The sequence below is a fragment of the Ilumatobacter sp. genome (genome assembly GCF_049588435.1).
Lineage (GTDB): Bacteria > Actinomycetota > Acidimicrobiia > Acidimicrobiales > Ilumatobacteraceae > Ilumatobacter_A.
Map to the genome: position 1 here is coordinate 1 of NZ_JBAVYV010000518.1, position 13,260 is coordinate 13,260.

At 65.3% G+C, this 13,260-nt stretch carries 13 protein-coding genes; 2 read left to right on the forward strand and 11 right to left on the reverse strand.

The window, feature by feature from the left end; translation table 11 throughout:
- From WBV89_RS19420 to WBV89_RS19460, 9 genes are all read right to left on the reverse strand, one after another.
- Window positions 1–313: ATP-binding cassette domain-containing protein (locus WBV89_RS19420; RefSeq protein ID WP_423982975.1), on the reverse strand; the 313-nt coding region annotated here is incomplete at its 3' end.
- Complete coding sequence (locus WBV89_RS19425; protein WP_423982976.1) at window positions 313–1,224, reverse strand: ABC transporter permease; 912 nt, start codon at window positions 1,222–1,224, stop codon at window positions 313–315. The genes WBV89_RS19420 and WBV89_RS19425, both read right to left, overlap by 1 nt.
- Window positions 1,221–2,243 carry an ABC transporter permease gene (locus WBV89_RS19430; RefSeq protein ID WP_423982977.1) on the reverse strand — a complete coding sequence of 341 codons (1,023 nt, stop codon included), beginning with the start codon at window positions 2,241–2,243 and terminating at the stop codon, window positions 1,221–1,223. Before WBV89_RS19430 ends, WBV89_RS19425 begins: the two co-directional genes overlap by 4 nt.
- A 150-nt stretch (window positions 2,244–2,393) precedes the next feature.
- Entirely contained in the window at window positions 2,394–4,208 is a 1,815-nt protein-coding gene (locus WBV89_RS19435; protein WP_423982978.1) for a peptide ABC transporter substrate-binding protein, read from the reverse strand.
- Between the two features lie 218 nt (window positions 4,209–4,426).
- Window positions 4,427–5,197, reverse strand: coding sequence for a triose-phosphate isomerase (gene tpiA, locus WBV89_RS19440; RefSeq protein ID WP_423982979.1), 771 nt, complete (start codon window positions 5,195–5,197; stop codon window positions 4,427–4,429).
- 57 nt (window positions 5,198–5,254) lie between these two features.
- On the reverse strand, window positions 5,255–6,379 hold the full coding sequence (locus tag WBV89_RS19445; protein ID WP_423982980.1) for a phosphoglycerate kinase: 1,125 nt from the start codon (window positions 6,377–6,379) through the stop codon (window positions 5,255–5,257).
- A complete protein-coding gene (gene gap, locus WBV89_RS19450; protein ID WP_423982981.1) occupies window positions 6,376–7,389 on the reverse strand; it encodes a type I glyceraldehyde-3-phosphate dehydrogenase in 1,014 nt (337 codons plus the stop codon). The genes WBV89_RS19445 and gap overlap by 4 nt, the downstream gene beginning before the upstream one ends.
- 115 nt (window positions 7,390–7,504) lie before the next feature.
- On the reverse strand, window positions 7,505–8,350 hold the full coding sequence (gene rapZ / locus WBV89_RS19455; RefSeq protein WP_423982982.1) for an RNase adapter RapZ: 846 nt from the start codon (window positions 8,348–8,350) through the stop codon (window positions 7,505–7,507).
- A gap of 16 nt (window positions 8,351–8,366) precedes the next feature.
- Entirely contained in the window at window positions 8,367–9,092 is a 726-nt protein-coding gene (locus WBV89_RS19460; protein ID WP_423982983.1) for a class I SAM-dependent methyltransferase, read from the reverse strand.
- A 23-nt stretch (window positions 9,093–9,115) separates the two neighbouring features.
- Between WBV89_RS19460 and WBV89_RS19465 the strand changes: the two genes are divergently transcribed.
- A complete protein-coding gene (locus tag WBV89_RS19465) occupies window positions 9,116–10,024 on the forward strand; it encodes an LLM class flavin-dependent oxidoreductase (RefSeq protein WP_423982984.1) in 909 nt (302 codons plus the stop codon).
- Window positions 10,025–10,048: 24 nt separating this feature from the next.
- On the opposite strand, the gene uvrC is transcribed toward WBV89_RS19465, so the two are convergent.
- Entirely contained in the window at window positions 10,049–11,950 is a 1,902-nt protein-coding gene (gene uvrC, locus WBV89_RS19470) for an excinuclease ABC subunit UvrC (RefSeq protein WP_423982985.1), read from the reverse strand.
- 42 nt (window positions 11,951–11,992) lie between these two features.
- Here uvrC and WBV89_RS19475 point away from each other — a divergent pair, with 42 nt between their 5' ends.
- Entirely contained in the window at window positions 11,993–12,949 is a 957-nt protein-coding gene (locus WBV89_RS19475) for a DUF6576 domain-containing protein (protein ID WP_423982986.1), read from the forward strand.
- 125 nt (window positions 12,950–13,074) lie between these two features.
- Here the strand turns inward: WBV89_RS19475 and WBV89_RS19480 are convergent.
- Window positions 13,075–13,260, reverse strand: a 186-nt coding sequence (locus WBV89_RS19480) for a hypothetical protein (RefSeq protein ID WP_423982987.1), incomplete at its 5' end; no start/stop codon positions are given.

Consider the following 13,260-nt stretch of genomic DNA (forward strand, 5'->3'; position numbering starts at 1 on the left):
GGATCTTGCGCATCTCGTTCTCGCTCTTCTCGAGCAGGTCGTGGCCCTTCCACATGATCGATCCATTGCGGACCTTGACCGTCGGGAGCAGCCCCATGATCGTCATCGCCGTGACCGACTTGCCCGACCCGGATTCGCCCACGACCGAGAAGATCTCCCCGCGGTGGACATCGAAACTGACACCGTCGACGGCACGGACGACACCGTCGCCCGTCTCGAAGACGGCTTCGAGATCCTGGACGGAAAGGAGCAGCTCGCCCGCCGCGGCGCTGCGGCGCCGATCGGGAACCGTGTTCGTGAGGAGCTCGGACATCAGCGATCCTTCATTTTCGGGTCGAGGGCGTCGCGTAGGCCGTCACCGATGAAGATGAATGCGAGCACGGTGAGGGCGATTGCAAGACCCGGGAACAACGTGAGGTGCGGAGCATTGGCCAAGTCACCCTTGCCCTGCGACACCATCAGCCCCCATGCGGGAGTCGGGTCCTGCGGACCGACGCCGAGGAACGACAGGGCCGCCTCGGCGAGGATCGTCGAGCCGATCGCGATCGTGCCGAACACGATGATCGGCTGCAACGCATTGGGCAGGATGTGGCGGTACATGATCCGGAACCTGCCGAATCCGAGCGCATGGGCGGCTTCGACGTACTCCATCTTCTTCAGCTGGAGGAAGGTCGAGCGCACGATTCGTGCCACGGCCAACCAGCCGGTCAGACCGAGCACCAGGATCACGGAGTTCTCGCTCCGGCCGAACACCGTCGCGACCGCGATGGCGAGGATGATGTAGGGGATCGAGAGCATCATGTCGATCAACCGCATGATGAATCCCTCGGTCTTGCCACCCACGAATCCGGCGAACGAGCCGACGAGGATTCCGATGATCATCGCGATGACCGTCGAGAAGATGCCGATCCGCAGCGAGACCCGACTTCCGTAGATGATCCGGCTGAACACGTCTCGACCGATGATGTCGGTTCCGAACCAGTGGTCGCTCGAGGGCGGGGCCCGGAACTGCCCGGAGTCTCGCTCGGTGATCGAATAGGGCGCGATGAAGTCCGCGAAGATGGCGGTGAGGATCAGCAGGGTGATGAAACCCATGCCGATCAGCGCCAACTTGTTGCGGCGGAACCGTTTCCACGCGTCGCCCCACAGCGATGCAGTCTTGAGTTCGGCAACGAAGTCCTTCTGGCCCGCATCGGCGTCGAGCATCGCCTCGGGAAGACTCATGAGTCGCTCCCCGCTCCGAGCCGGACGCGTGGGTCGAACCACGCATACGACACATCGACCATCAGGTTGATCAAGGAATACGCGACCACGACGGCGAGGGTCAGTCCGAGAACCACGGGGAGGTCGCGATCCTGCACGGCGTCGGCGATGGTCGAGCCCAGGCCCGGCCACGAGAAGACGGTCTCGGTGAGGACTGCGGAGCCGATGGTCGCCCCGAGGTCGATGCCGAGCAGCGTGATCACCGGAAGCATGGCGTTGCGGAGGCCATGGCGTCCGACGACCTGGCGTTCGTTGAGCCCCTTCGCCTTGGCGGTGCGCATGTAGTCGGCACCGAGCACCTCCAGCATCGAGCCGCGCATCATGCGCGCCGCGAGGGCGGTGGAGACGCTGGCGAGGGTGATCGCGGGTAACACGAGATATCTCCACTGATCGGGGCCGGTCGGGATGAAGAAGAGGAACCACTCCTCATCAGTCCGCGGGGCCGAGATGCCCGAGGTGCGCAGCTGCATCCAGTCAGGCCAACCGCGCTTGTTCGGGACGACGGCGAAGAGGTACTGGAGGATGAACCCGAGCACGAAGACCGGAACCGCCGACACCGCCGCCGTTCCGATCGTCGTGATCTTGTCGGCGACCGAGTAGCGCCGGATCGCCGAGTAGAGGCCGACGGAGATGCCGACGATCACCTCGAGCACGAAGGCCCAGAACGCGAGTCGGATGCTGTTCGGCGCCTTGTCCTTCAAGATGTCGTTGACGCTCTGGCCACGCTGGTACGACTGGCCGAGATCACCGTGCAGAACGTCATTCCAGTAGTTGAGGAACTGCTTCCAGATCGGATCGTCGAGCCCGTACTGCTCGGTGATCTGCTGGATCTGGATCGGATTCGGGTTGCGGTCGGCTCCACCGGCGATCAACGTCGCGGGGTCGCCCGGAAGCGCATAGAAGAGAAGGAAGAGAAACGAGATCGCAACGAACACCGTCGGGATGATGAGGAGCAACCGGCGGATGATGTAGCTGGGCATGACACGAACGTCCCGGGGTTTCGGCGGCAGGAAAATCAGTGACCGCAGGCGAATGCGCCCGCTTTCACCGTACTCACGACACCGGTCCCGTCCTGCACAGAGCAGGACGGGACCGGATCGTCAGATGTTCAATTCACCAACTGGGTGGCGTCACTCGGCGAGAGTGACCTGCTCCCAGATGATCAGACCGAAGTTGGTCTGGGGGAAGTTGGTGATCCGCTGGTTGTCGTAGGCGTAGTCACCCTTGTACCAGTTGATCGGAATCGCCATCGTGTCCGTGTTGAGGAGGATGCCCTCAGCCTCCTGGAACAGAGCAGCCTGCTCGTCGGCGTCGGTCGTGGCCTTCGCCTCGTCCACCAGCGCATCGAACTCTTCGTTGACGAAACCGAAGTTGTTTCCGTCGAGTGCCGAGCTGTGGAACAGGTCGAACATGAAGTTGTCGTACGTCGGGTAGTCGGCGAACCAACCCGCGCGGCAGATGACGCATGCGCCGTCGGCCAGCTCGGAGAAGTAGGTCTCGCTCGGGAACGGCTGCGCTTCGGCCTCGATGCCGATGGCCGCGAGGTTGTCGACGATCAGCGCGACGACGGGCTCGTGACCCGCATCAGCGTTGAACTGGATGGGCAACGGCCCGTCCTGGACACCGCCTTCGGCGACCCACTCGTCGTACAGCGCCTGAGCCTGCTCGACGTCGTATGCGCAGTACTCGCAGATGCCTTCCATGAACCCCGGAATACCCTGCGGCACGATCCCGGTCGACGTGGTCCGGCTGTCGTTGTAGACGGCCGTGTTGATCTCGTCGCGGTCGATCGCGGCCGAAATGGCCTGACGGAGCTTGAGGTTCTCCTCGCCGCCGATCTGGGGCGCACGGTCATTGATCACGAAGTGGTACGAACCGAGAATGCTCGTATCGAGCGTCGTGCCCCAGTCCGCCTCGGCGTCCTGGATCCGACCGGGCGGGATGTTGGCGTTGTCACCTTCGCCGGCTTCGAACGCGTTGTACCCGGTGTCGGGGTCCGACTGCGTGCGGAACGTGATCGTCTCCAGACGGTCCGGCCAGGTCTCCCCGTTGAAGTCACCCTGCCACGCATCGTTGATGCTGAGCTGGATCTCCTCGTCGGTGCGAGGTGCGTCCATCAGGTACGGGCCGTTCCCGACCATGATGCCGTTCTCCCACTCGGCTCCGGCCTCGATGGCCGCCGCCGGGACAGGGAACAACAACTGGAAGCCGGCGACGGCGTCGAAGTTGGAGTACGGGGCGTCGAGCGTGACGGTCAGCGTGCGCGTCGCGTCGTCGGCCTCGATGCCCGTGATGGTGTCCGCTTCGCCGGCGAGGCGCTCAGCACCACCGTCGATGAACGTCAGCAGGTAGCTGTAGTCACCGGCGAGGTCCGCGGCGCGCTCCCACGAGTTCTGGAACGTCGAGGCGTTGATCTCCTCGCCGTCGCTGAACTGTGCGCCCTCCTTGATCGTGAAGGTCCAGACGGTGGCATCCTCGTTCGCTTCGACGGTCTCGGCGAGCAACGGAACGATCTTGACGTCGTCCGGGTCGGTCGAGTCGACCTCGGTCAGGCCGTCGTAGACGGCGTTGATGACCTGGTAGGCGTCGAGCGTCGAGTTGAGGGCCGGATCGAGGTGCTCGGGCGGGTCGCCGACGAACGTACCGAGGTCGATGAAGTCGCCTCCGGCTCCGCTCGCGGCTGCTTCGCCGTCCTCTTCCATTGCTTCGGTGGTGTCGGTGTCACCCTCCTCCATCGCTTCGGTGGTGTCAGTGTCACCTTCTTCCGTCGCTTCGGTGGTGTCGGTATCGGCTTCCGTGTCGCCGGTTGCTTCGGCGGTGTCGGTCGCCTCGGTGGTGTCCTCGTCGGTGTTCCCCGAGTCGTCGTCACTACCGCATGCAGCGATGGCGACGGACGCAGCGGCGACGAGGGACAACACCTTGGTGGTGCGTCGTGTCGTGTTCACGTAGTTGTCCTCCTTGGACGTCAGAACGGGAGTTCTGGTCGACGCAGGAACCGCCCGGATACCGCCCGGTACCAGCGTTCAACTAGGTCGTCCCGACCGAAGTCGGGACTCTGAAACCCTCCCCGGTGATTCAGAGAATCCAGACCATAGCAGCGAATGTCACACCGAGGGCCGCACTCTCGTTGCAGCTGCGTGAACCTGTCCTCGACGATGTGGGCTCAGCGGCCGAACTGGATGATGCTCGCGAACTCGTCGGGGTCGAGGCTCGCCCCGCCGACCAGAGCCCCGTCGATGTCGGGCTGGCTCATCAGTTCGGGAGCGTTTCCGCCCTTGACCGATCCCCCGTACTGGATGCGCACCGACTCGGCTGTCTCATCGCCAGCCATCGAGCGCACCTTCGCGCGGATTGCGGCGCAGACCGTCTGGGCGTCGTCGGCGGTCGCCGTCTTGCCGGTCCCGATCGCCCAGATCGGTTCGTAGGCGATGACGAGCGATGCGATCTGCTCGTTCGACACCCCGGCCAGACCCGCCTCGATCTGCCCGAGCACCTTCGACTCCGTCTCACCGGCCTCACGCTCCTGGAGCGTCTCGCCGCAACACATGATCGGGGTCATCTCGTACTTGAGGATCGCCTTGACCTTGGCGTTGACCATCTCGTCGGTCTCACCGAACACTTCGCGGCGTTCGCTGTGACCGCAGATGACGTAGCGGGTGTTCAGCTTGGCGAGGAACGCCGGGCTCACCTCACCGGTGAAAGCACCGGTGTCCTCGAAGTGACAGTGCTGAGCACCGAGTGAGAAGTCGAGGTCCTCGCTCTCGATCAACGTCTGGATCGATCGGATGTCCGTGAACGGCGGATGGATCGACACCTCGACGTCGTCCATCGCCCCCTTCGGGATCACGTAGTGCAGTTTCTGCACGGTCTGGATCGCCTCGAAGTGATTGAGGTTCATCTTCCAGTTGCCCGAGATCAGCGGAGTGCGAGTCATGTCATGTCCTTCGTGTCAGCGAAGCTGCACATCGGTGCCAGGCACCGACGTGCATCTTCAGGAAGCGGATGGGCGGAGCGCGACGAGGCCGGGGAGGTCGCCGTTCTCCAACAATTCGAGGCTGGCGCCACCACCGGTGGAGACGTGGTCGACCTCGTCGTCGAGGCGGAACTGTGCGAGCGCGGCAGCCGAGTCGCCACCGCCGACGACGGTGAACGCCTTCGTCTCAGCCATCGCCTGGGCGACGGTGCGGGTACCGGACGCGAAACGTTCGTCCTCGAACATGCCCATCGGACCGTTCCAGAAGACCATCCGGGCGTCCATGATCACGTCGGTGAACGCGGCGGCCGACCCCGGGCCGATGTCGTAGCCGATCGACCCCTCACCCAGCCGCGAGCCGAACTGGGCGAAGTTGCCCGCAGCGTCGGTCCCGGTGATGTCGTCGGGGAGATGGATCGTCTTACCCATGCTCTCGGCCTTGGCGAGGAGATCCGCACACGTGTCGACCATGTCGGGCTCGAACAACGAGTTGCCGATCGGTTTGCCCTGTGCGGCGAAGAACGTGAAGCACATCGCCCCGCCGATGATGATCGAGTCGACCGTCTCGAGGAGCGCTTCGATCACACCGAGCTTGTCGGAGATCTTCGCTCCACCCAGAACGGCGACGAACGGATGCTTCGGCTTGTTGCGCAAGCCGAGCAGGACCTCGACCTCCTTCTGCAACAGGCGACCCATCGCAGACGGGACATGTTGCGGCGGCCCGACGATCGACGCATGCGCGCGGTGCGACGCGCCGAACGCGTCGTTGACGTAGCCGTCGACTCCGTCGATCAACTCGGCGACGAATTCGGGCGAGTTGCCCGTCTCGCCCGGATCGAACCGCAGGTTCTCACGCAGTTCGACACCGGGTGCGAGTTCGGCGAGGCGGGCGCGCACCCGGTCCATCGAGAATTCGGGGTTCGGCGCACCCTTCGGGCGTCCGAGATGGCTGGCCGTCACGACCGTCGCTCCCCGATCGGTCAACCATTCGATGGTCGGCAGCGCGGCTCGGATCCGGAAATCGTCGACGATCTCGCCGTTGTCGAGCGGGACGTTGAAGTCGGTCCGCACGAGAATGCGCTTCCCCGACAGGTCACCGTCGAACGCTGCCTCCAGATCCTCGAGCGTCGGGATCGAGGTCACCGCTTGACTTTGGAGCCGGTGAACAGCGCCATGTCGACGAGGCGGTTGGAGTAACCCCATTCGTTGTCGTACCAGCCGTTGACCTTGACCATCTTCCCCTGGACGTGGGTCATGCCGGAGTCGAACGTGCAGCTCGACGGGTCGGTGACGATGTCGCTCGAGACGATCGGCTCGTCGGTGTAGCTGAGCACGTCCTTCAGGGGGCCGGTCTTGGCGGCCTTCTTGAACGCCGCGTTGATCTCCTCCACCGTGGCCTTCTTCTTCAGGTTGGCCGTGAAGTCGGTGAGCGAACCGGTCGGAACCGGGACCCGCAGCGCGCCGCCGTCGAGCTTGCCCGTCATCGACTCCATCACGAGCGACGTGGCGCGGGCGGCGCCCGTCGACGTCGGGATGATATTGATCGCTGCGGCGCGTGCCCGGCGCAGGTCCGTGTGCGGACCGTCGACGAGCGACTGGTCGCCGGTGTATGCGTGCACGGTGGTCATCAGGCCTTCGACGACGCCGAAGTTGTCGTCGAGCACCTTGACCAGCGGCACGATGCAGTTCGTCGTGCAGCTGGCGTTCGAGATCACCTTGTGCTTGCTGATGCGGAAGTCCTTGTGGTTGACGCCGTACACGAACGTCGCGTCGGCCTCCGAACACGGGGCGGACACGATGACGAGCGGCGCACCCGCGTCGAGGTGGGCACCCGCGCCCTCACGGGAGTTGAAGAATCCGGTCGATTCGATGACGACGTCGACGCCGAGGTCGCCCCACGGCAGGTCGGCCGGGTTCCGCTCGCTGAGCACCTTGAGGGTGTCGGTGCCGACCTTGATGCCGCCCTTCACCGCCTTGACGTCGTCGGGCAGACCACCGAGAACCGAGTCGTACTTGAGCAGGTGGGCCATCTGATCCAGCGACCCGAGATCGTTGACCGCCACGAAATCGATGTCGGCGCCCTGCGCCTTCGCGGCGCGGAAGAAGTTCCGCCCGATCCGTCCAAAGCCGTTGATGCCGACGCGAACTGTCATGTGTGGGGATTCCTTTGTGTGGTGCTTGCGGGGGTGTGATCGGGGTCGAGCGCGTGCGATCGCCGCGTCGCCGAACTCCTCGGACTGTAGTCGTCGGAGCGTCGTCTGTCAGCGGTCATCGCGCGACGTCACGGTGGTTCGCTCGGACGGCGACGCCACGCGCACGAAGCCGTGCTGCGAGTTCCTCGGCGATCGCGACCGAACGGTGACGCCCGCCGGTGCATCCGACCGCCACGGTGAGGTAGCTGCGGCCTTCCTTCTCGTACTGCGGCAGCAGCGAGGCGATGAGATCCTCGAACCGGTCGACGAAGTCGGATCCCGCGGCGGTTTCCAGCACGTGGTCGCGCACCTTCGGATCGTGCCCCGTGAGCGGACGCAGGTCGGGCTGCCAATGCGGGTTGGGGAGGAACCGGACATCCATCACGATGTCCGCATCGAGGGGCAGCCCGTGCTTGAACCCGAAGCTCTCGACCGACACCTGGAGGCGCGACACGGTCGACTCGGCGAACGCCGCGACGAGGCGCTCCTTGAGTTGGTGGACGTTGAGATCGGTCGTGTCGATCACGAGATCCGCAGCGACGCGCGCCGGGTCCAGTTGTCGACGTTCGAGATCGATCGACTCGACCAGCCCGTCGGCCTGGTCGGCGAGCGGATGCCGCCGTCGCGTCGCGTCGTATCGACGGACGATCTCGGCGGTCGACGCATCGAGGAACAGGACCGTCACCTCGTGGCCGCTCGCTCGCACCTCACCGACGCGGCTGAGCAGTTCGTCGTGATTGCGACCGGCGACCAGCGCCAGGCGTCCGATGTCGCTCCCCGGCTTCGCGGCCAGGTCGATGATCGTGGGGATCAGCGTGGTCGGCAGGTTGTCGACGACGTACCAACCGAGATCCTCGAGGACGTCGGCGGCCCCCGATCGGCCCGCTCCCGACAGGCCGGTGATGAGCACGATCTCCGCCATGCGGGCAGTGTAGCGATCAGGCCGATTTCGTCAGTCGGATGTACAGCAACCGTGGAAACGCCGCACTTTCCTCGTATCCGGGACCCTGCGCGCGGAACGTGGCGGGTGGAACGGGCTCGTCCATTCGCTCGATCACCAGACCGTTCTCCGCCAGCGCGTTCACGTAGCGCGAGATCGGTCGGTGGACGAAACGGATCCAGACGCCGAGTTCCACCTCCTCGGTCGTCTCGGTCTCGTCGAGGTACGGGCCGAGCCGCCAGTACTGCTCGGGCGGATCGACCATGTGGTCGTCGACCCAGACACTTCCCGGAGTCTGCAGGATCGGGTGGTTGAGGAAGAAGCAGAAGATGCCGCCTGGTTCGAGCACGCGTGCGACCTCGGCGATCGCCGCGTCCACGTCATCGATGTGTTCGAAGACGAGACATGCCACGACCGCGTCGAACGTTCCGTCGGCGAACGGCAGCCGGGCGGCCCCGGCTCGGGCGAATGCGGCACCCCCGCCACGTTCCTGGGCGACGCGCACGCAGTTCCACGTCGGATCGACGCCGACCACGCGGGCACCCTGTGCCGCCGCCAGCCGGCTGATCTGCCCGTCACCACAGCCGATGTCGAGAACGCGGCGCGCGCCGGCCAACTCCGCCGCCGCCATCGGCATGATCTGCTCGACATACTCGGGATCCACCCCATCCGTGAACCCCGCGATCCACCAGTCGGCGTGGGTCTCCCACAGATCTCGCGTCATCGGCGCAGGGTACGGTCGACATCATGAAGTTCTCCGTCTGGCCCGACTCCGGCCGATCTCCGCACGAGCTGCTCGACGTTGCCCGCATGGCCGACGGGGACGGTTGGTTCGGGCTCTGGTACGCCGACCATTACATGCCGAACACCGGCGACGAATCGTTCACACCCGGCGACATGCACGAGTGCTGGTCGTTGCTTCCAGCCGTTGCCGCGGTCACGTCGAACATCCGGTTGGGTCCGCTCGTTGCCCCGACCTCGGTGCACCACCCGGCGCTGCTCGCCAACCGCGCCGCGACACTCGATCACCTGTCTGGCGGACGATTCGTGCTCGGCATGGGCGCGGGGTGGCAGATCAACGAACATGCGGCGTACGGCATCGACCTCGAAGCGCCCGGCCCACGCGTGAGCCGATTCGAGGAATCGATCCAGATCGTTCGGTCGCTGCTCGACGACGACCGCACGACGTTCCGCGGCGAGTTCTACGAGTTCACCGACGCCCCGTGCGACCCGAAGCCGGTGCAGGAGCGACTGCCGATCGTGGTCGGGACGAAGAGCCCACGGATGCTGCGGATCACCTGCACGTACGCGCAGGAGTGGAACACGTGGGGAGCTCCAGATCTTGCGGGAACCGTGCGCGAGAAGTTCCTCTCCGCCTGCGACTCGGTCGGAACCGATCCGGCATCGATGCACACGTCGGTGCAGGCGCTGATCGTGATGACCGACGATCAGGACAAGATCGACGCGGCACATGCGAACCCGATGGGCGACCGGGTGATCGCCGGGTCCGACGACAAGATCGTGGCCGAGCTGAGCCGCTACGTCGAGCAGGGCTTCGACGAGTTCATCGTGTACGAGGGCGCCCTTGGAACGACCCACGAGGAGCGCCTCGACGGCTTCCGCCGTTTCAAGTCAGACATCGCCCCGCAACTCTGACCGTGACGTCACGGGTCCGACCCGTTACGTGACGTCCGGGTGGAACTTGGCGTGGATCGCCTCGGCGACCGCGTCGGGGAGGAAGCTGTGCGACTTCAGGTCATCGAGGCTCGCCTCCTTCACTGCGTTGACGCCACCCATCGCCTTGGTCAGCTTCTTCTTGCGGACCTCGCCCAGGCCGGCGATGTCGTCGAGGGCGCTCACCGTCATCCGCTTGCTCCGGCGTTCTCGGTGGAACGAGTTGGCGAACCGGTGGGCCTCGTCACGGATCCGCTGCAACATGAACAGGGCCTCGGAGCCGCGGGGGATCTCCACCGGTTCCGAACGGCCCGGCACGTAGATCTCCTCGAATCGCTTCGCCAGACCGGCGACCGGGATCTCGTCGGTGAGGCCGAGTTCGTCGACGACGCGCTGGGTTGCGCTGACTTGGCCCTTGCCGCCGTCGACGAGCAGCAGTTGCGGTGGGTAGGCGAACTTTCCGGGCTTGTCGTCGGTCGCGTTGCGTTCGTCGACCGGCCGCTCCCGCTCGATCAGATACGCCGTGAGGCGGCGGCGGACCACCTCGGCCATCGCGGCGTAATCGTCGCTCCCCTCCCCGACCTCGTTGCCGCCGACACCGTTGACCTTGAACCGGCGGTACTCACGCTTGGCGGGCAGCCCGTCCTCGAGCACCACCATCGAGCCGACATAGTCCGTGCCCTGCAGGTGCGCCATGTCGTAACACTCGATCCGCAGCGGAGCCTCCGGGAGCCCGAGATGCGTCTGCAGTTCGGTGAGCGCCCGACTGCGGGTGTTGTGATCGCTCGCCCGCTTCATCCGGTGGCGCGTGAACTCCTCCTGCGCGTTGCGGGTGACCGTCTCCAGCAGCGCCTTCTTGTCGCCACGGCGCGGGACACGCACCTGCACCTTCGACCCGCGACTCAGTTCGAGCCACTCCTCGTACGTGGAGACATCCTCGGCTTCGTACGGCACGAGTACCTGTTTGGGTACGCCGACCACCGGTTGCTCGCCGTACATCGACTCGAGAATGCGATCGATCATCCGACCAGGGGTCAACTCCTCGACCTTGTCCAGGATGAATCCCTTGCGTCCCATCACGCGTCCCTTGCGCACGTAGAACACCTGGACCGACGCCTCGAGCTCGTCCTCGGCGATCCCGATCACATCGAGATCCTCGTTCTTGTCGGCGACCATCTGCTGCTTGGCGATCGCCTTGCGCACGGCCTCCAGACGGTCGCGGAGCCGAGCCGCCTTCTCGAACTCGAGGTCGGTGGCCGCCGTGCGCATCTCGGCCTCGAGCCGGTCGACGATCTCGTCGGTGTCCCCGTCGAGGAACTCGCAGAGTTCGGTGACGAGCTGGCGGTACTCCATCTCCTCGATCTCACCGACGCACGGGCCCGAGCACTTCTCGATGTGGAAGAGCAGACACGGTCGGCCGAGCCGCTCGTGCTCGTTGAACTTGTTCTGGCTGCACGTCCGGACCGGGAAGCTGCGCAACAACAGATCGAGCGTGTCGCGGATCGCGTACGCGTGGGCATACGGCCCGAAATAGCGCGTCCCCTTCTTCTTCGTCCCGCGCATCACCATCGCCCGCGGCCAGACGTCCGCGTTCGTGACCGCGAGGAACGGGTAGCTCTTGTCGTCGCGCAGACGAACGTTGAAACGCGGATCGTGCTCCTTGATGAGGGAGTACTCCAGCATCAGCGCCTCGACCTCGTTGCGCACGATCGTCCACTCGACCGACTCGGCCGTCTCGACCATCTGCGCCGTACGCGGATGCATGTTGCGCGGGTTCTGGAAGTAGTTCGAGAGCCGTTGGCGCAGGCTGGACGCCTTGCCGACGTAGATCACCCGACCGTGCTTGTCCTTGAACTGGTACGAACCGGGTTCATCGGGGATCGTGCCCGCTGGTGGACGCTTGACCATGACGTGTTCAGGATACGGAGCGCCGGGTACCGTGGGTTGCTGATGTCGCAGTACTTCTCCGCCATGTTCCGCCGCCGTCCGAACGACGGCTGGTTCCGTGTCGCGCACTACGACGTCACGACCGTCGACATCATCACCGCCCTCGCGGTCGCGTCGATGTTCGTCTGGGCAGCCAGTCAGGAAGCGTTCGACAAGCTGATCTTCGAAGCCGCAGCGGTGCGCAGCGGCGAGGTCTGGCGCCTCGTCACCTGGCCGATCGCCGAGGTTCCGGGCATCTTCGCGTTGATCAGCATCGCGTTCTTCTGGTCGTTCGGCCAGCAACTCGAGGCGCTCTTCGGACGCGGCAAGTTCCTCGCCTGGGTCCTCTCGATCGCGATCATCCCGTCGTTGTCGCTGACGGTGCTCGGACTCGTGAACGAGAAATTCGACTTCACGAGCGTGTCGTTCGGCCTCGGCCCGTTGTTCCTGGCCGGAATCTGGGTCTACGCGGCCACGTACCCGAACGTCCGATGGTTCGACGTCGTGCCGATCTGGGCCCTCGCCGCCGGGTTCACCGTGCTCCAGCTGCTCCAGTACACCGGGACCCGCGCCTCGGGTGCGATCCTGTTCCTGCTGATCACCGTCGCCGCCGCGCTGAGCGTCGGCCGCAGCCTCGGACTCGCCACGGGGTGGCCGATCCCACACGTCCCGCTGCACCTCGACTCATCCGGCGGGCGATCGCGTCGCTCGTCGCGTTCGGTCGGACGCGCCAAGCCGCCCAAGCCCGACAAGTCCAAGCGTCCGAAGCGGGGCAGTGGCGGGTCGAGCGTGGTCGAAGGTCCGTGGCGCAACGACGCCAAGCCGGCGTTCCCCCCTCCTCCGTCGTCTGGCGCATCGCCGGCCGACCAGGTCGAGCTCGATCATCTGCTCGACAAGATCAGCGACCGGGGAATGGACGCTCTGTCGGGCGACGAAAAGCAGCGCCTCAACGAACTCAGCAAGCGCCTCCGCAACCGCTGAACCGCGCCCCGGTCGTCACGCTCCGAACCGGCACCGACCGAGACGGTGACCCAACCGATGCCCGGTCATCCGGCGCCTGACACCCGATGACCGGCTCAGGTGAGAGTTGGGACCACCCCTGCGTCTCACATCTCACCGCAGCCGGTGAGGACCACCGAGGAACCGCCCCAGCGCTGCACGCCCGACTCGCTCGAACGGCGGGCGCGTCCCCCGAGGACGCTCGCCGGACCAATCGCAGTCTGGTGCTCCGGGCGCCTCGACGCAACCTGCCGATACGACCCGTTCGCCGGCCTGGACGGGCGGATCGTCGG